The sequence below is a fragment of the Sporolactobacillus sp. KGMB 08714 genome (assembly GCF_036598985.1).
Classification (GTDB): Bacteria; Bacillota; Bacilli; order Bacillales; family Sporolactobacillaceae; genus Sporolactobacillus.
In genome coordinates this window covers 18,238-39,449 of the sequence record NZ_JAUUBW010000026.1, presented here as the reverse complement: position 1 = coordinate 39,449, position 21,212 = coordinate 18,238, and the positions used below count along the sequence as shown (strand labels likewise).

Annotated in this window: 20 protein-coding genes; 9 read left to right on the top strand and 11 right to left on the bottom strand. The window is 45.1% G+C overall.

Annotated elements, in window-relative coordinates:
• The first annotated feature begins 353 nt into the window (after positions 1–353).
• Together Q6A92_RS12595 and Q6A92_RS12590 are read left to right on the top strand one after the other, a co-directional pair.
• Positions 354–596 carry a hypothetical protein gene (locus Q6A92_RS12595; RefSeq protein WP_332238334.1) on the top strand — a complete coding sequence of 81 codons (243 nt, stop codon included), beginning with the start codon at positions 354–356 and terminating at the stop codon, positions 594–596.
• Between the two features lies 1 nt (position 597).
• Positions 598–1,029 (top strand): hypothetical protein, encoded by a 432-nt coding sequence (locus Q6A92_RS12590; RefSeq protein WP_332238333.1) that lies wholly within the window; start codon positions 598–600, stop codon positions 1,027–1,029.
• 444 nt (positions 1,030–1,473) lie between these two features.
• On the opposite strand, the gene Q6A92_RS12585 is transcribed toward Q6A92_RS12590, so the two are convergent.
• Positions 1,474–1,623, bottom strand: coding sequence for a hypothetical protein (locus tag Q6A92_RS12585; RefSeq protein WP_332238332.1), 150 nt, complete (start codon positions 1,621–1,623; stop codon positions 1,474–1,476).
• 90 nt (positions 1,624–1,713) lie between these two features.
• Positions 1,714–2,169, bottom strand: coding sequence for an SRPBCC domain-containing protein (locus Q6A92_RS12580; protein WP_332238331.1), 456 nt, complete (start codon positions 2,167–2,169; stop codon positions 1,714–1,716).
• Between the two features lie 355 nt (positions 2,170–2,524).
• Here Q6A92_RS12580 and Q6A92_RS12575 point away from each other — a divergent pair, with 355 nt between their 5' ends.
• The 3 genes from Q6A92_RS12575 to Q6A92_RS12565 all read left to right on the top strand — a co-directional run bounded on the left by Q6A92_RS12575 (position 2,525) and on the right by Q6A92_RS12565 (position 4,151).
• A complete protein-coding gene (locus tag Q6A92_RS12575; RefSeq protein ID WP_332238330.1) occupies positions 2,525–3,079 on the top strand; it encodes a TetR/AcrR family transcriptional regulator in 555 nt (184 codons plus the stop codon).
• Between the two features lie 103 nt (positions 3,080–3,182).
• On the top strand, positions 3,183–3,776 hold the full coding sequence (locus Q6A92_RS12570; RefSeq protein ID WP_332238329.1) for a YdeI/OmpD-associated family protein: 594 nt from the start codon (positions 3,183–3,185) through the stop codon (positions 3,774–3,776).
• 252 nt (positions 3,777–4,028) lie between these two features.
• Positions 4,029–4,151, top strand: a complete 123-nt coding sequence (locus Q6A92_RS12565; protein ID WP_274398357.1) for a hypothetical protein — start codon at positions 4,029–4,031, stop codon at positions 4,149–4,151.
• 420 nt (positions 4,152–4,571) lie between these two features.
• Here Q6A92_RS12565 and Q6A92_RS12560 read toward each other — a convergent pair whose 3' ends face one another.
• Positions 4,572–7,274 carry a glycoside hydrolase family 73 protein gene (locus Q6A92_RS12560; protein WP_332238328.1) on the bottom strand — a complete coding sequence of 901 codons (2,703 nt, stop codon included), beginning with the start codon at positions 7,272–7,274 and terminating at the stop codon, positions 4,572–4,574.
• 908 nt (positions 7,275–8,182) lie between these two features.
• Between Q6A92_RS12560 and Q6A92_RS12555 the strand changes: the two genes are divergently transcribed.
• The gene (locus tag Q6A92_RS12555; RefSeq protein ID WP_332238343.1) at positions 8,183–9,067 is read left to right on the top strand and encodes a putative RNA methyltransferase; all 885 of its coding nucleotides are present in this window, start codon (positions 8,183–8,185) and stop codon (positions 9,065–9,067) included.
• Between the two features lie 277 nt (positions 9,068–9,344).
• On the opposite strand, the gene mcrC is transcribed toward Q6A92_RS12555, so the two are convergent.
• The 8 genes from mcrC to Q6A92_RS12515 form a co-directional block, all read right to left on the bottom strand.
• Entirely contained in the window at positions 9,345–10,409 is a 1,065-nt protein-coding gene (mcrC, locus tag Q6A92_RS12550; protein WP_332238327.1) for a 5-methylcytosine-specific restriction endonuclease system specificity protein McrC, read from the bottom strand.
• Complete coding sequence (locus Q6A92_RS12545; protein WP_332238326.1) at positions 10,402–10,773, bottom strand: hypothetical protein; 372 nt, start codon at positions 10,771–10,773, stop codon at positions 10,402–10,404. The genes mcrC and Q6A92_RS12545 overlap by 8 nt, the downstream gene beginning before the upstream one ends.
• Positions 10,774–10,781: 8 nt before the next feature.
• Positions 10,782–11,534: an AAA family ATPase gene (locus tag Q6A92_RS12540; protein ID WP_332238325.1), complete on the bottom strand. Its 753-nt coding sequence runs from the start codon at positions 11,532–11,534 to the stop codon at positions 10,782–10,784.
• A gap of 569 nt (positions 11,535–12,103) precedes the next feature.
• Entirely contained in the window at positions 12,104–12,535 is a 432-nt protein-coding gene (locus Q6A92_RS12535) for a PTS sugar transporter subunit IIA (protein WP_274398353.1), read from the bottom strand.
• A gap of 2 nt (positions 12,536–12,537) precedes the next feature.
• Positions 12,538–13,383, bottom strand: a complete 846-nt coding sequence (agaD, locus tag Q6A92_RS12530; RefSeq protein WP_274398352.1) for a PTS galactosamine transporter subunit IID — start codon at positions 13,381–13,383, stop codon at positions 12,538–12,540.
• The gene (agaC, locus tag Q6A92_RS12525) at positions 13,346–14,143 is read right to left on the bottom strand and encodes a PTS galactosamine transporter subunit IIC (protein WP_274398351.1); all 798 of its coding nucleotides are present in this window, start codon (positions 14,141–14,143) and stop codon (positions 13,346–13,348) included. Before agaC ends, agaD begins: the two co-directional genes overlap by 38 nt.
• Before the next feature lies 1 nt (position 14,144).
• Complete coding sequence (gene agaB, locus Q6A92_RS12520) at positions 14,145–14,627, bottom strand: PTS galactosamine transporter subunit IIB (RefSeq protein ID WP_332238324.1); 483 nt, start codon at positions 14,625–14,627, stop codon at positions 14,145–14,147.
• Positions 14,628–14,651: 24 nt separating this feature from the next.
• The gene (locus tag Q6A92_RS12515) at positions 14,652–15,362 is read right to left on the bottom strand and encodes a GntR family transcriptional regulator (RefSeq protein WP_274398349.1); all 711 of its coding nucleotides are present in this window, start codon (positions 15,360–15,362) and stop codon (positions 14,652–14,654) included.
• A 1,051-nt stretch (positions 15,363–16,413) separates the two neighbouring features.
• On the opposite strand from Q6A92_RS12515, the gene Q6A92_RS12510 reads away from it, so the two are divergent.
• The 3 genes from Q6A92_RS12510 to Q6A92_RS12500 all read left to right on the top strand — a co-directional run bounded on the left by Q6A92_RS12510 (position 16,414) and on the right by Q6A92_RS12500 (position 21,133).
• Positions 16,414–17,844, top strand: a complete 1,431-nt coding sequence (locus Q6A92_RS12510; RefSeq protein WP_332238323.1) for a transposase — start codon at positions 16,414–16,416, stop codon at positions 17,842–17,844.
• A 1,102-nt stretch (positions 17,845–18,946) separates the two neighbouring features.
• On the top strand, positions 18,947–19,498 hold the full coding sequence (locus Q6A92_RS12505; protein ID WP_332238322.1) for a PadR family transcriptional regulator: 552 nt from the start codon (positions 18,947–18,949) through the stop codon (positions 19,496–19,498).
• 24 nt (positions 19,499–19,522) lie between these two features.
• Positions 19,523–21,133 (top strand): MFS transporter, encoded by a 1,611-nt coding sequence (locus Q6A92_RS12500; protein WP_332238321.1) that lies wholly within the window; start codon positions 19,523–19,525, stop codon positions 21,131–21,133.
• The last annotated feature ends 79 nt before the right edge of the window (positions 21,134–21,212 follow it).

Here is a 21,212-nt window from a genome sequence, read left to right as displayed (position 1 = left end):
GATGATCATGAATATAATAAAATTTTCATAAAAGTCAATTATTCAAGGATCATCTTCATATTCAACGGCGATAGCGTGCAGAACCGATGACTGGATAAACCAGTTTCAGATTTGAGCAGGCATCTCTAATATCTCCCTGCCCGTCACATTCGTATGTACCACACTGTTTTTCCGTTTCTCCATGATTCGGACTCTCCCTGAACATTCTTTTGCTAGTTTAACGGACAAATTATCCACAAGCCGATATTTTATAATTTCCTAAACAATAAGAAAAGAAGAAAGACGGGACTTTTGTCCCGCCTTCTTCCTGAGGTTAAAGTGATTCTTTCGCGGGAGCGGACGCCGTCTATCTAATGATTGCCATGAGTTCTTCGTTTGGCAAAAATGTCGGTGTTATGGATCTTGGCCGTCAGCAGGCAGCTGTCTATGCAAATGCCGTCAGACGCTCCGGCGTTGAACGCGTCGTTAATTTAAGCAGTGTCGGAGCTAATTTAGGCAAAGAAGCGGGCACGCTCTATATTTACAATATTATTGAAGGCATTCTAAGCAGTCTGGACGGCGCGGGAATCACTTTTGTACGCCCAACGAGCATGTAGCATGTATTACAATTTATTCGGCTTTCTCAATACAATTAAAACACAAAGGGTTATTGCGGCCAATTATGGCGGCAACGTCACGCAATCCTGGGTAGCAAACGTCGTTGCCGTAGAATTAATGACACCGCTGACCGGAACCAAAGTACGCTATGTTGCCAGTGATGAATTGACGGGACAGGAAACTGCGCAGATTTTAGGCAAAGCAATCGCTGTGCCTGATTTGAAATGGGTCGAAATCAGCGATCAACAGCGGCTCGAAACATTGGAAAAAGCAGGAATTAACAAAACGATTGCAGCCGGTCTCGTTCAGATGTCGGCAAATCAACGAACCCCTGCCTTCTATGAGGACTATCAGCGTCATCACCCAAAATTGGGCAAAATCAAGATGGTGGATTTCGCCAGTGACTTCGCCAGAATATTTAGCAAACAATAAAGCAAGCTGGATCAAAGTTAAAATTTTTTTGACATAAGCTTATAAGCTTCATGAATTCATGCTGATTTCATGAAGCTTTTTGATTTACCCTTCTTTGGGCCGGCATGTTCTGGAAAAATGTCACTTAAGAAGGAAACACACAGAATGTTTCCCTTTGAGAAGCATCTGTTCTTTGGGTAAAAAAAGCTGAAATTTGAATTGAATCCGGCTGAGTCAACGTGATAAAAAACATCCATTTTATATTTTTTCGGCTCTTAACTTCATTGCTATCGATTTAATGCATAATACAACGCCGCTGCGCGATAAAATCATTGATTATTTCACTCAAAAATGATCGATATCCCCTTTCTGTTGCGGTACTGTGTGCCGCAAAGAATTTTCATAGTAAGATGTTCCCTTATCTATTATTTCAAACGATACTCGACACCAAGTACTTTCTCTTTTTCAAGCTTTTTCCGGTTCCCGGCTTCGCTGAAACCAGCCGGAAACAAGGATGAGCAGCAGAGCGCCAAGGCCGATCCAGCAAAAAATAAAGATCATTCGTTCAAAGTCCGACCCGCTGCTGGAATAGAGCACATCCTTGATCGACTCCATTCCAAAACGGACCGCTACCCAACTGCAGATCAAATTGCGGAAAAAAACTGTTGAGCAGCCTACTTGTGTGTTTCACCCACTCTTTTGTCATTAACTATTCCTGAAACTTTCTCTTTTAGATTCACAAATATTTTTAAGATCTTTATTCATTGCCTCAAACCCCGCCTGAGTACCTTGATCAAGTGCATTTTTAAGAAAGGGTAACAATATACCGTAAAATTTTTCTTGCTGAATAAAAAGAGTCATATTGTCCGGTGCGGTTTTTAGTTCAAATGTATGCTCACCGTCAAATAAACCGGGGATCACGACATGTCCCAGCCAGGTAAATTCTTTGCACCTTTGATATTTCAGCACCTTTGGTTTGAAAACCATACCTTTTGACTCAGGCGGAACCATTTTTACTTCTATCCTTGCCCCTTCCGCCGGTGTTCCTTTTAAATATTTAATAAACGGGTTCCAGTCAGGATAATGGGCGAAGTCCGTCAGCACTTCCCATACCCTATCTGCGGGCGCTTCAATTTTTATTTCTGTCCTTATTTCCCTCAACACACTTACCTCCCCGTATCCGGCTATCTTGTGTTTAAAACTGCCCGATGGTGCAGCCGGCGCCCCAATACCATTTAGCCGGGAGCCGGCTCTCGGTATCATCGATTTTAGCCGCCGCCGCACGGATCGCTTGCTGCACATGATGTTCTCTGTCATAAATCGAGTGATTAAAATCAACGGTTCGTTGCTCATAACTTTTGAAACATCGTGATTTCTCCTTCAACAATGCTATTATTGAACCTCATCGGCCGAATAGCCAGAGTTAAAAACAGGATGAATGGCACATAAGTCACATTTATAGTACAATACGAACCATAAGCGACACATTGTTCAATGGTGTCAAAGGAGTTTTCCAATGGACCCATCAGATTTACGGGTGATTAAAACCAAACGGCTGCTGAGCGAAACCATGATCACTTTGCTGCAGCGAGAAAGCTTTAAGGATGTGACGATTCAGCAGTTATGTGATGAATCGCTGACTTCCCGCAGCACTTTCTACCGGCATTATCCGGATAAATACGCATTAATTGAAGAAATGGTGAAACACTGTGCCGATGATTTCGAAAAATATATTGCCGAACGGATGCATCAGAAAAATATCATTGCCGCTGTCCGGCAGCTCGCCCACCACTTAGTGAATAACCGGAAAGCTATTTTGCCTTTACTCGATGTACACGAACAATGTGCGGATTTAGGCAAGGCATTCCGTACCATTTTAGGAAAAAGTATCTTACAATTAATCAATGAACAGCAGCTGGAAGTCCGGATTCAAGTGCCTGCTCAGTATTTGACTAATCTTTATGTTTCCAATGCAATGACTTTTATCACATGGACATTGGTCAACGGCAAAGATGATCAGATTGTGCAGTTCATGAATCAGATTCAAAACAGCTTAATAGCCAGTCAATAAAGGAAATATCTGCTCGCAGCAATGACAGGAAAAAGACTTTTCTGTGACATCGCTCAGGCAGATTTTTATTGAACCTGATCTGATTGAAGAGGAGTGTTTCTTGATGACCGATAGGAGAATGAATTCTAAAGTTGATGAATTTCTAAGCAAAGCTAAAAAATGGAGGGCGGAATATGAAAAGCTGAGGATGATCGTTCTCGACTGCGGGTTGACCGAAGAATTCAAGTGGATGCGCCCTTGTTACACCTTTGAGAAGAAAAACATCGTTTTAATACATGGATTTAAAGAATATTGTGCGCTTCTGTTTCCAAAAGGCGCCTTGTTGCAGGATACCCATGGGATTCTGACCCAGCAAACGGAACATGTACAAGCGGCGCGCCAGATCCGTTTCACCCATGTTCAGGAAATCACTGAATTGGAAAACACCCTGAAAGCCTATATTTATGAAGCGATCAAGGTTGAAAAAGCCGGTTTGGAAGTGAATTTTAAAAAGCATACAGAATACGCCCTTCCTGAAGAACTTCAAAACAAATTCGATGCAATGCCTGCTTTGAAAACTGCTTTTGAAGCCTTGACACCGGGACGGCAGAGAGCGTACATTCTTTATTTTTCTAGCGCAAAAAAATCCCAGACCCGCGAGTCAAGAATTGAAAAATATATGCAGCAAATTCTTAATGGAAAGGGATTAAATGATTAAGTATGTTATCTTTAAGCCAGGCTCCCGGCCGTTTTTGACTGCTCCTTTGATAACTTTTATGCAGGCCATACTGAGCCGCAAATGTTCTCGCCGATTTCCCGGATCCCCCCTGCCGCGTTTGCATGATTGGTTTGGTCTATAACTCTTTTGAACGAAAGGAACTGATTCACTAGGCCGGGAAAAAAGACCCGTGAAGCACAAATAAAAGCCTCTTGGAACTGGGAAGCGAAAAATCACGAACGCAAACGGTATATGTCCAAAAAGTCAACGGCTAAGTCGTTTACAAGGATCAAGGCCAGTCAGGAAGATCTTGACGAATTAAAAGATCTGATCCGCGAGAAAGAGGAAAGTTTCAAGTCACATCATGACGAGTAAATTGTTAGCGGCTGCTCCCCTTCCTATTAAAGCATAGAGGGTATTTTTTACTCCTGTGCCACTTTTCTCTGCCATCTTATGTCCTACCCTCCGCTTTTTCAGCGAACTGCTGATGATTCGTTGTGTGCCTTTGTTGCCGTCTTTTTTTGACTGCTTTTTGTCTGATCCGACGATTGAATCGTTTTTTGCTCATCGGACATCGGCAATAATGCTAACTCTCTGATCCAGAAGATTTTCTTATCCCGTTATGGATGCCGTAAATCCCCAGCGTGATCTTTCACATTTGAATGCCCGAACCGGTCGTCATTCAGAAACGGATCATTATGAAAAACACCCGTCTCAAAGCCGTTTTCTTTTTTTTCTTAGCTGACCGGCCTCGAATTCAGGGACATTCACCTGGTCCCACGGATTTGATCTGTTTCATTGCAGATAACCGACAATCGTGCCGTTTACTTCCACCTGATAAGGATTCGGCGTATTTGCAAAGATCTTACTGATCGTCGCTGCAGTCAAACTTGTTTTAACCGGCGTCGAGGCGTCTGAAGACACATAAAGGATGCCGTTGGTCGCAATCTTTGTGCCGACTGTTCTTCCCGTAATTGAACCGGCTGAAGATGATGATGAGGCCGAGGCAAATCGCAGATAGCCGACAATCACTCCGTTAATTTCAACCTGATATTTATTCAGCGCAGAGGGGAAAATCTTGCTGACCTGCACTTTGGTCAGGTACGTGATCAGCGGTGCAGTTGATGTGGAAGACAGATAGATGACTCCATTTGTATTCACTGTTGTGCCGACTTTTACGGCAGAAGAACTGGACTGAGATGTCGCCGAAGATGTGGCCGCTGCCGTTCCCGAGCCGGACGAGGATAATGTCCGTAAGTAGCCGACGATCACTCCATTGTGGCTGACCTGATATTTATTCGCTGCCGATGAATAAATTCTGCTGATCGTCACCGTGGTCAGGCTCGTTTTGACCGACGTCGAGGCGTCCGACGAGGCGTAGAGAATCCCATTCGTCGAGACCGTCGAACCTACCGTACCCGTTGTCGAAGCGGACGCAGACGAACCTGTTGAACTGCTGCCGCTCGTGCCCGACGATGACAGCTTCCGCAGATAGCCGACGATCACTCCGTTGCGGCTGACCTGATATTTATTCACTGCCGACGAATAGATTCTGCTGATCGTCACCGTGGTCAGGCTCGTTTTGACCGGCGTCGAGGCGTCCGACGAGGCGTAAAGGATTCCGTTCGTTGAAACCGTCGAACCTACCGTACCCGTTGTCGAAGCGGACGCAGACGAGCCTGTTGAACTGCTGCCGCTCGTGCCCGATGATGACAGCGTCCGCAGATAGCCGACAATCACTCCATTGTGGCTGACCTGATATTTATTTACTGCCGATGAATAAATTCTGCTGATCGTCACCGTGGTCAGGCTCGTTTTGACCGGCGTCGAGGCGTCCGAAGAAACGTAGAGAATCCCATTCGTCGAGACCGTCGAACCTACTTTCCCCGTTGTAGTGGTTGAAGCAGAGGAGCTCGTTGTACTGCCGCTCGTGCCCGACGACAGTGTCCGCAGATAGCCGACGATCACTCCATTGTGGCTGACCTGATATTTATTCACTGCCGACGAATAGATTCTGCTGATCGTCACCGTGGTCAGGCTCGTTTTGACCGGCGTCGAGGCATCCGACGAGGCGTAAAGGATTCCGTTCGTTGAAACCGTCGAACCTACCGTACCCGTTGTCGAAGCGGAAGCGGACGAACCTGTTGAACTGCTGCCGCTCGTGCCCGATGATGACAGCGTCCGCAGATAGCCGACAATCACTCCATTGTGGCTGACCTGATATTTATTTACTGCCGATGAATAAATTCTGCTGATCGTCACCGTGGTCAGGCTCGTTTTGACCGGCGTCGAGGCATCCGATGAGACGTAGAGGATTCCGTTCGTTGAAACCGTCGAACCTACCGTACCCGTTGTCGAAGCGGAAGCGGACGAACCTGTTGAACTGCTGCCGGTTGAGCTTGTCGATGAGGTCGATCCGGACGCGGAGGAGCCGGAAGTACCCGATGCTGAAGAGTTGCTATCATATTTTGTCAGATCGTATTCCGAGATCAGTGCATCAAGCTTGGAAGCGTACGTTGGATCGGTGGCATACGTTCCCTGCAGCGCCTGAGTCGCATCCTGATAAGTCGGCGCATTGGACTTCCAGACCTTGGCATAATAACTCGAATTGTAGGACAGACCGTTTTTCAAGAGACTGGCATAATCCTCGAGCGACGCGGAAAGCGACGGGTATTTTCTGAAATACGCCGCAACTTCCACATACTGGCCGTTCACATATTCAGCGGTATTCATCGTCACGTACTGACCGTTATATGTACCCTTGATTCCGAACAGATTATTCGCCTGTGTGGCAAGTCCGCTCTGACCGGACCCGCTTTCCAGTATCGCCTGGGCAATCATCACTGAGGCATACAAATTGTTTGCCGAAGCAATCTGCTGCGCCTCGCTCCCGATCTCGGAAATAAACTGTTGTGTCACACTGCTCGTCGAAGCAAGACTCTGGACGGCCGTGAAATTGGCTTGAGGTGCCTGAATGGTTTGAATATTGGTATTGGCCACAGTACTCTGGCTGACTGTTTTTTCACTGCTTCCGACATTATTCGTGACTTTATTCGGTTCTGTCGGATCCACGTTATTCTGCACAGCCGCAGCCGCACTTGAAGCAGTCGATCCGGTCGTTGAAGCAGCCGTACCGCTATTTGCAGAAGTCGCAGTGGAAGAGCCGGCGGCGGCCTTTTCGGATGACGCATTCGTTGCCGATGACCCCTCGGAAGCAGTTGAAGAGGAGGAAGCCGCTGTCTCCCCTGAGTTAGCTGCTGCAGACGTTTCCGTTCCGGTGGCCGATGTTGTTGTTTTCTGATTTTGCACATCATCCGATCCGTCCGAATCCGTGGTCACTTTCCCTGTTGCAACCGTCTGGGTAGTTTTCTGCTGACTGCCGGCGGCAAGGGCTACCCCCGGAACGGACAAGGTTGTCATGGCCGATAAAATCAGCAGCGGTTTTCCCAGATACCCGATTCTAGCTGATGCATTCTTTTTCTCTCCATTTTCTGACATTGATCCTGATCTCCTTTGATGCGTCTCATGCGACATATCAAAAGTTCGGTCCCATGCAGGTTGGTTTAGAGATCAGCCTGTGCCTTCGGTCCAGCTTATTTAGTTGGCCTTCCTCGCTAATGATCATGCTCCTAAGACTTAAGATATAATCCTAACTTTCGATATTAAAAGATAGACATTAATTTTAGCTTAATGTTTATTGAAAGATTCATCACAACAATGTCTCAAAAGGGTTAAATTTCGCTGCTCATCCGGCTGCCGTCCCGGTGATCAAGCTGAATACGGGGAAAACGGGATTGGAGACTTCTGATTCATGGGCTTTTCAATGCAAGACCGCAGACTGTATGAATCGATTTTGTCGATGATATGGCTATGATTCTATGAGCCATGGTATTCTCTCGAAATTCATTGATCCGGAAGAATTTCAGAAAGATTTTCTTAATTAATAGTTTTTGTTATCTCTTAATTTGAGTTTTAATTCGCGGTCGATGCCATGATGATCGGCACGGTTCATTAGTAATGATCTCACATAAAAAGTCACAGTGCAAGATATTCTGCTTTTCCTGTTGTCAATGCAGCAGAAGGGCTCATTTTGCCTCTATTATCTCGGTAAATCAGAAGTGGGGGAGAAATATCAGCGAAAAGCTGCAAAAGAGCGTCTATACTTAAAGATAAGGCTTTGCTCTGCAGATCTGTAAAAATTTTTGCAACCCGAATTATTTTGTGATAAATTATCTCTGAGTTTTGTTTTCATTACCCGCATCGGCAAAGGAACTATATCCTGATTATTCCGTTCATTTTTTAGGCAATGGACGGTATAGATTTTTTAAAACCCAGATTGTATTCTGAATAACGGTGAGAGCATATTTGTCTACCAATTAAATGATGGGGTGTCCTCTTTGCTTAAAATGACGAAAAGAGTGGAAAGCGCAGCATTTGTAAGCGGCCTTGACTCTATTTTTAAATGTCCTGTTTGCGGCTCATCGATGAAAGTTTTTGAGTCAAAAAGTCTAATTTGTTCAAACCGCCATACATTTGACTTCACGAAACAAGGATACGTGAATCTGATGACTCACTCCTTGAAAACAAAATATGACAAAGAGCTTTTTGAAGCACGTCGGAAACTTATTGAGAAGGAAGGTTTTTTTGGCCCACTCGAACAGTCCATTGCCGAAACGATAAAAAAGCAGCTGAGATCGAAAAAGGGGACAACATTTATTCTTGATACGGGATGCGGCGAAGGATCGCATTTATATAATATTTGCGATAGTATCTGTACGGATTTAAACAGTCAAATAGCAGGAGTTGGAATTGATATATCCAAGGAAGGCATCTCCATTGCAGCTAAGAATTATGCCGGCAAGGTGTGGGCTGTAGCAGACCTGGCCAACGTTCCGTTTAAGGATAAACAGTTCGATGTTATTCTAAACATTTTATCTCCTGCAAATTATGGAGAATTCAACAGATTATTGAAGGCAGACGGTTTGTTAATAAAAGTCATTCCTGAGAGTGATTACTTAAAGGAATTAAGAGAGGTTGTTTTCGATGAACCTGCCAAACAATCTTATTCCAATGCAAATACAAGGGAACGTTTTAAAGAGAATTTTCAAGTTGTCAGTACTTCAAGATTGCATTATTCCAGAATTCTTGAAAAACCGTCCATTCAATCGTTGATTCGCATGACCCCTTTAACCTGGTCAATGACACAAGAAAAAGTAAAATCTTTTTCCGAAATGGAATCAATGAAAATAACCATTGATTTAGATATTTTAGTAGGAAAACCATTTGAATAACATCAAACCGCCGCCTGCTGCAAGTCTTTTAGCCGCGATCAGGAATCCGGCGGCCGGCATCAGGGGCTCAGCGACTCTGCATGGCTTCTATTAGGTTAACCATCACTGGATGTTACCACCGGACACTCCTCTGATTTTAAAAATACGTCAAAGCCCACTTTTATTCTTAAAGATCCAGCTTAACATGAGGTGATCTTGCCCCCGGAATTCCGGGGCCGGCTGCAAGGGAACGTATCCGGCCAGACAATGTGTTCACCCGCAGGCTTCCTTCTCTGATTCAATCTTTAGCTGTCTCTCCAAAATAAGATTCCGCTATGTTATTTAGCTGGGCGGCGATTTCAGAGAAAGCCGCATTTAAATCCAGTGTTTTTACACTAATTTTATTCCCGCCCATCAGGAAGTCGCAATCCGGCGTCAAGCTTTCGCCTGTCTTGGCATAGAGAAGCAGACCGGCTACATTTCCTGTGTTGCCGGCATCCTGATTCTTGACGTATGAAAAAATTTGGTACATGTTGTTCGAATGCAGTGTGCGGCTGTCATACCGCGCCTGCAACTGCATCGTACGGGCATAGTACTTTGTATCGATAATCAGCGTTTTCTCGTTATGCTTCATCGTGATATCTGTCTGCATCCTCGGAAGAAAATTCGCAACGCCGCGATCCAGATTCCATGCGATCTGTGCAGGATGAGCGTTGAGTTCCGGATAGTGGTACCGAAAATATCCCAGCACAAACTTCTCATATAAACGAGCCATGTTCTGTTCGTCCAGAAACGCGGCCATTTTATAATTGCCCTTCTCGGTGGTCAGCAGCAGCCCGTTCAGAACAAACCGGCAGATGTTCAGGAGCATCTTATAGCTGCGATTGCTCTTTTGAAAGTGGAACATACTCCATTTGATTCTGAGCGAATCCATAGTCTCAACGTTTTCAAAGAAAAGCATGATCTTTTTTAAGCTTTTTCTGCGTTCGGAACGAACGGACGGCTGGTGTAATAAAATCAGAGCGGTCGTCTTCAATACCTGATTAAAAATATTGTTCTCTGACAGCTCATCGTATTCGCATGACAGCATCGGCTTTTTCTGCAATTTATGATGGATCGTTCCGAAAAGATCAAGTTTGCCTCTCATTATAGTCAGATCTTCACATTGAGGTATATATTCGCGGTACAGCCCCTGTTTCAATTGCCGGGCGATGCCTTTAGACAGAATAGCGGCAAAAAGATCCTCTATCTTATTAAACTTCTCCGCAGCGATGCTCTCATAGTTTGATTGTCTGAGCACTTGGAAGGCATATGTAAGCATGTAATATATATTTTTGATGAGAATGCCTTTGTCGTTAGTCACGGAACACACCACGCAGAATATGCGTCCATTTCTTTACTTTCGCCGGCTCATCGAACCAGTATTCGGACAGCATGGGAATAAGATCATACTCAACGACTTCAGACATCCATGCGTCTGTGCATTCTTTCTGACCGCAGAAATAGCTATGGCCGATGCAGAATCCTCTGCCGAGAGAATCATCGGCGGCAATGACCTTATTTAACTCTTTAATCCGCTCAATCAAAGTCGTGAACGTATCATTATTAAGAGCCTGCTGATAGGTTTGGAAGCCTTCGGAATTAAATGCCGGTTCCATCTCAAAAAAGCTGAAGCGCCTGCGTAAAGCGTAATCGATCAGGGCCAGGCTGCGATCCGCCGTATTCATCATACCGATCAGGTACAGGTTCTTCGGTACGGAGAATGGCAGGCCGCTATAAGCAAGCGCGGCCTATAGCCCATGATGAAATCTTCATAAGAGTAACTCTGATGGAACTGGATGAATTCGATACGGCTGTCATCCTTTTCTCCCATCATGGCGTAAGCCAGACGTCTCGCCGCAAAGGTCTTGCCGACACCCGGCGCCCCCTGTAAAATAAGATTCTGCCTGTGCTCGAGCAATGAAATCAATGTATCATATTGATCACCGCTCATATAAACCTCTTTCAGAAAATCTTCTTTAGAAAAGGGGGCAACAGCCTGTTTCCGTTCTGCCGGATTAGCTTCGCGGATCAAATCCATAATAAAATCATATTCGTCCTCAGTCAGTTTGAACAGACTCCCCTGCGGGTTGACAAAATACTCCATGTGTTCCAATTCCGGGCACGCCCTTAGTGTCGCGTAATCGATTGGCACAGATACATTTTCAATCTTTTCGAAATATAGTTTTTCTCCATCATTTTCCCGAATGATTTTCGCAAGGGCTACAACCTGTTTTACCGGATAAGACTCATAGCCGATCACAAGATCGCCGGCTTTTGCATCCAGAAAGTTTTGAAATACTCGCCGTTTATGACCATTTTCGTTATACAATGTATAGCTCTGTACCTCTCCGATGCCAACATCAGAGAAGCTCCAAATGCCCGGCTTGGCATTAAGCCACCAGTAACCGGGAACATGAACAGCCCCTTGTTTTTCAGAATCTATCATTCCGCTCGCGCACTCCCGTCAACTTTGCGATACAGTACTAAGTGATTTGACGCCGCAATCCTTCACTGTGCCATGACTCTTATCTATTTTACAACTAAAAAGTGCATTAAAATACAATACGTGCCCTATTTTGCGCAGATCCGGCAACGATTTATCTCGTTTTCCCGGGAAATAATAGAATAAAAGCTGCATCGGTAAGATTCACGAAGGGAGCAGTTACGGTCCTTCGTAAGGATGCAAATTTCAAGGGTCTGAAAAGCGCTCTGAAACCTATAAATTTTGACGTCAATTTGACCGGAAAAATTTTTTGATTCTGAAAATCTTAGGATTTCTTCTAAAAATTTCTGAAGTTAACTCGTCTCGCTAAAAAGATACTGAAACGCGCTGTAAAAATGAAGCTTGTCAGGCGTTTGCGAATCATGAGAATAGTGGATACCCGCATTTGAATGATTGTTGCCGCTGAGTGACACCAGCATCACTATAAAATTAAAAAAGGTGCAGAAAGTATTGTTACACTCTCCGCACCCTAAAAGGTTAGTTTTACTTTGACGTTTACATAATATAAGATATTATATCCCGTCACTGTCGCCATTTGTATCTGTCTCAATTTTCCGCCGATGGAATACCTGTGTCTGTGCACGGCTGATGTCCACAAACTTTTGTGCTAATTCATCGGCCGTACCATTGTAGCCGCTTAATTGCAATCCGAGTTCCATTAGTGATCCAATATTACAACCGGTTATTACGGCAATCTTTTTATCAGCAATCGTACTGCTGATTTTTACCGCTTCCTTAAAGGGTGTGCCCCCCAGCAGATCGCAAAAGAATACGATTTGATCTGTGTCACGGATTGCCTGCTCAAACTTTTTCCGCAGCGAAGTTTCATCCATATCACCGGTAAAATCGATAAACCCGACGTTCGGCAGACGACCGGCCAGCAATTTAACGGTTGATTCCAGTCCGGTTGCAAAGTGACCGTGACCGGTTACAATGACTTTCACGCTCAAAGAACCCCCATCCACGAAAGAACAATGGCCAAAACAAATGTAACAAGAATTAGGATAACCGGGCTGACGTTTTTCTTTTTTGATAACCAATAAAGTAAGAATGTATAGCCTAACGGCAGCAGGTTCGGAAAGATCCGGTCAAGAAATTGTGTCTGCAGTGAAATCGTGTGTCCGGCTGTCACCGGAATATTCGTCTTTACTGAAATTTGAACATATGTTGCAATTAATCCGCCGATAACCGAGCAGCCCAGGATACTGGCAGCCCGCGACACAATCGCGGAATTCTCCCGAATTTTAGAAATGGCCCGTGTCCCGGCACTATAACCTAAATGCGCAATAGGTATCCGGGCAAGAAACATGGCAACATAAACTATGAAGAAAACCAAAGGGCCAAGGATACTGCCCTGTTTGGCAAATGATGCGGTAATACCGGCAACGATTGGTAAAATCGTAAACCAGGTAATTGCATCGCCAATGCCAGCCAATGGACCAAATAGTGCAATTCTTAAACCATCAATGGTTGATCGCTTTTCACCATGTTCCTCCAGTGAGGCCTCCAGCCCCATTAATAGCGGCGCTGCATAATTATTCGTATTAATGAATTCTAGATTGGATTTCATAGCAGTAGCCAGGCCGTCTTTATCTTTGCCATAAATTTTCTTCAGTGTTGGAGTCATAGCCAGTGTCCAGCCATCGGCTTGCATGCGTTCATAGTTCATTGCGGACTGATTAAAAATCGAACGAATGGCTAGTTTCGTAATATCACGACGTGTAAGACTATGTCGTTCCGTCATTGCAGATGTATCAGATGCCACCGCCATCATCCCCGTTTCCGCTTGCATTACTAATCATATCTTTCATCTTCTTATCTTTCTGATCACGATAGAATTCAATCAGAGCTAATGCGACACCGATCACGGCGACCGGCATTAAATTGCCGAATTTAATGAAGCAGGCAGCCGTAAATCCCAATAACAAGTAAGGCACATATTCTGTTTTCAACATGCTCTTCAGTAAGAGGCCAAACCCAACCGCCGGTAAAATACTGCCTGCAATTTCAAAACCATGGCTCAGCCAGACAGGCATTGCATTAACCAATGCCCTCATGGGTTCCTGGGCACCATAGACACAGAGGAACGCAATGATTCCGTATGATAAGGCAACAATGACAGTCGGCAGTAATGCAAGCATTGAAAATTTCCGCGTTTCTGCATGTGCTGCATAGTCATCTAATTTCTTTGTCAAAACGGAAAAAGCTGAATAGTAGAACAGAATGATATATTGCATCAAAATACTAAAGGGTAACGCCAGGCCAATGGCCGCAGCGGGTGTCTTGCCGGTTGTATAAGCAAGCACAACAGTCATTACACCAGCCATAATTGGGTTAGGCGGTTGAGTTCCGCCGACTGGAGTCAGTCCTGCAAATGCCAGCTCTGTTAAACCTCCTGCAATGATCCCTAAGGTCGGATCACCCAGAATGATGCCAGTCACCGTACATACAATCATTGGCCGGAACAGATATAAACCTTCCAGCCAGAAGTCAACCCCGGCAATAATGGCAAAAAGACCAATCAGGAGCCCCTGAATAAGCGTCACTTGCATTCTAGATCACTTCTTCCACAGGAATTTTTTTATCCTCCGGTGTTTCCTGAATATACACATTTACACCGCTTTCAGCACAAGCTTTCAAATCAGCTTTATCCTGTTCGTCCATATACGTATACTTTGTCACTTGTTTTTTCCCGCTCGAAAAGTGCATATTGCCAATATTCAAATTTCTAATCGGAACACCGCCTTCAACCAGACGGCGGGCATCCTGCGGATTACGCACAATTAAAAAGATGTGTTGGCTTGCACTTGCGCGACTAATATTTTTTATCGTTTTATCAATGGTCCAAAAACGGATACCAACACCCGAGGTTTCAGCAGTCGCAGCCATTAATTGCTGTTGCAGATCATCATTCGCCGTGTCATCATTTGCGACCAGCAATAAGTTAGCGCCAACCGATGACGTCCAAACTACACCGACTTGTCCATGGACCAATCGATTATCAATTCGTGTCAAAACTATATCCGGAGAAGCCACAATCATTCATCCTCTCAATTCTTCTTACCCAGTGATGTACATGATCAGGTTGCCCACAACTGTAGCTTCACTGTAATAAACAACTTTTCGCTGTTCAATTCCATGTGTATACACATCAACGAGCGGGTCACCGACGTTCAGATTAAACAATTTTCGATTCTTTTTGCTGATTAGACCTGCTTTTGAGTGAGTAAAAAATTGAACGTCTAAGTTATATTTCTTAATAAGAAACGGAATTACATCACCATTATTAGCCAGTTCACTATGATAAATACTTGGAAAACGTTCATACGGTAAATATATCTTCTGATGAAAAACCGGATGATCATCGGCATAGAACATATTTTCAATTGCATACATATAATCATCGCTCGTCAGATCTAGCTTTTCCCGCATGTCAGGCAGTTCTTCATTCACAAGCAATTGGTAAGACAATAGTTTCATCTTAGCGATCGCTTCCGTTTGTTCAATGATTTGACGGACATTCAGATAACGTACTCCTAGATTCTCATCCTCTCTTCGTAAAACAAACGAACCTTGCCCCTGTTTTTTAGAGATATATTGCTTATTTTCCAGTTCTGTTAGTGCGCGTCTAACAGTAATCCGGCTGACGTGGTAAATCTCACCCAGTTTTTGTTCCGAAGGTAATTTACTATCCTCCGGAAGCTCCCCAGATTCAATTTGCCGAATCAAATCATTAAGCATGCTTTGATAAAGTGGAACAATATTAGCCATGAGGGTTAACCCGGCTTTCTTAACTTGTTATGTTGTTATAACAACTACATCTATTAAAACATCAATATAGCTATGTGTCAACGCTTACATATCAAAAATATTTCTTAATCGGTTCATTTGTCATAATCAGCGGCCAAATTCGCTAACGGATAATTCCTGATTAAAACCATTCAATCAGGCTAATCAAGGTTATACGAATAAAGTATCCCTAACTCGAATAAAACGATCATTCCAGTAATAATGACATGATGCTTATGAAGGCCTGATTATTTAAGAGCGATATAAAAAATGATGGGTGTACCCTTGCACAGTTTCAAGCCGGCCCGATCTGCAATAATCTGAGTTTCCTCCTTTAAAATGGCAGGCAATCCTGCTTTGTGAAATATCACAAGCAGAATAGCGAATATCGGCCGGACTCGCGGGGCTATCGGCCGAATCGAGCCTCCTTCCGGCCAAATTCAGGGGGCTATCGGCCAAATTGGGCTTCCTTCCGGCCAAATTCGGAGTTCTATCGGCCGAATCGAGCCTCCTTCCGGCCAAATCCAGGGGGCTACCAGCCAAATCGGGCTTCCTTCCGGCCAAATTCAGGGGCCTATCGGCCAAATCGGGTTTCCTTCCGGCCAAATTCAGGGGGCTATCGGCCGAATCAGGCCTCCTTCCGGCCGGATCCGCGGGGCTATCGGCCGAATCGGGCCTCCTTCCGGCCAAATTCGGGGGGGCTACCGGCCGAACTGCTGTTCCATCCATCCGGATCCGGGTCCCGTTTTACTTAGTTGAGTATTACAAAATGACTATTTAATTTTGTGCGTATCTAAACCGCGATAAATTTTTTGATCCTCATATAGATATGATGATCACAGTAAAGATAATAGTAATGATTGCGGTAACAGCAGGGTTACTGGAGAGTGAAAAGTTCTGTGTAAATAATACAAAAGGATAACCCTTAAATGGGATTTTATGGTATCCTCTCTTTACCACAAGCGAGGAGAAAAAATCACCAAGGGTTATCGCGTTTCTAGTTTAACCCGTCGTATGGTGATTGACTAGTGCCATGTTAAAATTTATGGATTCTTTTTTTTTGTTATTCCGTTCCTGTTTCCATAGATTCGCTGCTTTCAAATGGTTTGTTGTTATTATTACTGGAATGATGGTTCGTTCTGATTGTCTTGGTGTGACCTCAATCATCCGTGACTTATCACTTAATCCGGGTTGTTACGAAACGCTTATTCACTTTTTTCGTTCAAGCGCTTGGTCTCTAGATGATCTGCGTCAACAATGGCTGCGTGTCGTTCTCAAACACGCACCGCTCCGATGTGAAGGTGATGCTGTGATTCTCGTTGGTGACGGTGTCAAACAGGCTAAAGAAGCACGGTTTATGCCGGGTGTAAAGAAGCTTTACCAGGAATCCGAAGATGTTTCCAAATCAAGTTTTATCTTTGGTCACCTCTGGGGCGCCGTTGGCGTCCTGATTGGCAACACTAAGAAAACGTTCTGCCTACCACTGTTTCTCAATCTTCAAGACGGAGTGAAAACCCCTTTTCATTGGAATGGAGCGAATGAGCGTCAAGAGTCACATGTGGTACAGATGATTGATCAAGGCTTTGCGGCAGCCAAAATTTTAGGCCATGCGTTATTTCTGCTTGATCGATACTTTCTGTCCGTTCCCGCACTTCAGCGTCTCAATCAACGCAATCAGGAAGGAACAACTCGGTTGGATCTCGTTACCAAAGCTAAATCCTCTTGTGTCGCTTATGAACCTCCCGTTCAAAAAGGAGGACGTGGACGACCACGGAAAAAAGGAGCACGTCTCAAACTCAAAGATCTGTTTTCTTCACAAGCTCAGTTGTTTGAAACGGTAACCCTATCGCTTTATGACAAGGAAGAAACGGTCTCCTATTTATGTCGGGATCTGCTTTGGGGGCAAGGATTGTATCAGGAACTTCGCTTCGTACTCGTCGTGATGGGAGAGCGGCAATCCATCTTGGTCAGCACGGACAGGAGTTTGTCTCCAGAAACCATCATCCAACTCTATGCCCGTCGCTTCACAACCGAAACAACGTTTCGGGCATTGAAACAGACCATTGGGGCCTTCTCCTATCATTTTTGGAGTCGGTCGATGCCGAAGTTGAATCGCTACCGTAAAAAAGATGAACCACAAGCACTTGAACATGTAACGAAGACGAGCGAACAAACACGAATTCTTCAAACCATAAAGGCGGTAGAAGGCTACATGATGTGCAGCTGTATCGCAATGGGTCTGCTCCAAATGCTCGCTTTACGCTACTCAACCAAGACTTCGAAAAGGTGCTTTCGCTATTTACGCACTTCGTCAAAGGGAGTTGTCTCAGAAGCAACAATGATGGCTTTTTTACACCGTTCTATTTTTCACTGGTTTGCCGGAAATCAGCATTTAACCCTAACGCAAATAATTCAGGAAAAGCAGCAAACATCTGGATTAGAGGACGAATTACTGATTTCATAGTCACTTAAAACTTTTGACTGTCCAGAGGGTTATAATAGGATCCATTATTCGGAAACAGTGTGTCACTGACATTGATCGTGGCATGAAAGAAAACGGCAGTCAGTACGCATTTTCCGTTGTTGTTATATAACCAGATCATGAGTATGCGGGCCGTAACGGAAAACAGACACTGCCACACAATCCATGACAGGCCATGTCCGGCCTGAGCGGATTACGTGCCATATTCCCAATATTGCGCCCATAACTATGCCGATTCTTAATGCGCTCCATCGGCTGCTGAATGATTCAATGACATAATCCCATCCAGCCTGTTTCTTCACCAAGCAATAAAAAACTCAATCAAAAGGATGGGCACTGCGGAAATGAAAGATGTGCTTTGGGAAGCGGCAGTCTTAAAAATACCATCACCCAATAAGACAGCAGCAGTATGGCCGGCATTAGGAATAAGGTGGGCAGTGTCCGAAGTCGTTTAATTCCCCTGATTTTAAAAACCTTCTTAAATAATTTTCCGATTCCTTGGGATTTTTCCTTTCCATAGACAAGAGTCACGGCCGCCAAAAGAGGTCAAGAAAGTCATGAGAGAGCTCACCGGTAAATCCATCGCAGCTCTTTCGACAGGAATCCGGCAAAAGCACCGAACAGCCAGAAGAGTATTGAAAGCATGAAAACCAACAAGTAGAAGGCAACTGCCGATCTTTTATTTTGAATGCTGCTATCCAAGCTCTTATCCTCTACTTAAGATCTGTATACATTGTAGAACGGATTTTGCACGAATTTAGAGTAGCAGAGTCTTCACTCATTATCAATTGCAAGATTCAGCACAATATCACGCTCCCTCCCACAGCGTTTTTGCATTGATACCTCTGTCTGTTTTAACCGCACATGCAAATTATGAAATAAAAATTTCTTTCTAAAATCTTCCCTTTATTAAAAACAGCCGGAAAATAATAGGCTCCGTATTTCACCCCTGCTTTCGCCCGAGATCTGTCATTCGCAAAATCATTCGAATAAAATTTTATATTTGCTTTTTATAACGTTGCGATATATATTTAGTTATATCAGTTCGTTAGATCTGATTTTACGTTTTGGGAGGCGATCCGGATTGTATGAATTGTTCATACTGGGCGAACTGAAACAAAAACCGATGCACGGGTATCTGTTACACAGCAACATTTCAGCGGTGCTGGGACCGCTGCGTCCGATTAGCTGGGGCACATTATACCCCGTTTTACGGCGCATGGAAGACGACGGATTCATCCGCCAAATTCCGGGCGAAACGGGGACGGGACAAGGGAGGCCGCGAAAGGTGTATGAGCTTACCCCGTCAGGCAGCAGCGAATTTGAGCGGCTGATGCAGAAACCTTTTGAACACAACAACGATACAGAAGATTTGTTTCGTGTGAAATTGAGCAAGTTTCAATATGTGTCTAAAGAGCTGCAGCGGGACATTCTGCTCCAGTACAAGATCTTCCTGGAAATGCTGCTGAGCGGCGTTGAAGAATTAACGGAACGAATCAGGAAAAATCCAAACATAGATGAAGGTGAACGTCCCAACATTCTGACCGTCTCAGACTACGACATGAATGTCATGCAGGCCAAACTGACGTGGGTTGAGAAGCGTTTGGCATCTGTCGAGGCTGAAAAAAATAAATAAACAGTGAAGGAGCTAGCAGGTGATATGGGTTCAAACAATGAAGTTCAAAATCAGCGGAGGCGCTGGTGGGCACTCGGCGCAATTTGTTTCGGTCTGTTCATGTCATTACTGGACGTAACGATCGTCAATGTTGCTTTGCCCAGTATTCAGCATGATCTGAATGAGTCGATTTCCAATCTCGAATGGATCATGAATGCCTACTCGCTGGTTTTTGCTGCATTGCTGGTAACTTCCAGCAGGCTGGGTGATATTTTCGGCAGAAAAAAAGTATTCATCTTTGGTGTGGCCGTTTTTACAATCGGCTCCTTTCTATGCGCCGTAGCCGGTGACATCCATATAGGAACGCTCACACCCGCTGAGGTGTTAAACATTGCCCGAGGCATTCAGGGGTTAGGCAGCTCGGCAATGATGCCGCTCTCCCTGGCGCTGATATCAAGCACATTTCACGGGCGCGAACGCGGGACAGCCTTTGGAATCTGGGGAGGCGTTGCGGGACTGGCCACCGCGATCGGGCCTTTGCTCGGAGGCATCTTGGTACAGAACATTAACTGGCAGTCGATCTTCGATATCAATATTCCGATCGGCATTATCGGCATCGCCATCGCTGCCTGGGCCATTCATGATTCCAGAGACGAAGCCGCTCCCCGTCGAATCGACATTTTCGGCTTATTGACCATTACAGCAAGCATGTTCTGCCTGATCCTTGCATTGATGGAGGGCAGTTCGAAAGGATGGACATCCGGCTACATCCTGACACTGTTCGTAATTTCGGGGCTGGCCCTGCTGGCATTCATACTGATTGAACCTCAAATAAAACATCCGATGGTTGACCCGCGTTTGTTCAAGGTGCCAAGCTTTACGGGAGCAGCCATTGCCGGCTTCACGGTCAGCAGCGGCATGTACGCCTTGTTCTTCTACTTGAGCCTGTATCTGCAGAACCTGCTCGGTTTTGATGCTCTCGGGGCCGGGCTGCGTCTTCTGCCCTTGTCATTGCTTGTTCTGGTCGGCGCACCGCTGGCCGGACGCCTGACCGACAGAGTCGGCGCGAAGTGGATGATGTTCATCGGAATGTCCTTCTGCTGCGCAGGGGTCCTTCTGATGACCAGGCTCGGCGGCGCCAGTGAACCGAATCAATGGATCGTTCTGTTGCCAGGCCTGATCCTGTCCGGTATCGGAATCGGGATTGTCAATCCCCCCATGTCCGCCGTTGCAATGGGAACGGCAGAGCCAAGACTGGCGGGCATGGCATCGGGTGCCAATAACCTATGCAGGCAGGTGGGCACAGCATTCGGCATCGCCCTGCTCGGTGCGCTTCTGAACCAGCGTTATAATACTTTGATCGCAGCTAAAATATCTGCACTGCATCTGGCAGGACTCGGGAGCAGCGTTCGGCGCAGCATCATCTCCGGCATCCAGCAGGCAGGCCCCATGGCCGGCAGTCTGGGATTAAAAGGGAGTTCCGGACAGACTAATCCTTACATTCATAGTCCATTGTTTCCGTCTTTGCAGACTGCCGCCAAAGGTGCATTCCTCTCTTCTACAGCCGATGTCGTCTGGCTTGCGGGCGGAATGCTCCTGATCGGCTGTATTTCGGTACTATTGCTGGTGCGCCGCAAAGACATCAGGACACACTAAGTAAGGAAGGCCGGAACCGCTCAGTCATGAAGCCATTGAATCTACTTCAATGAAACAATGCAATGATTAAAACAAAATT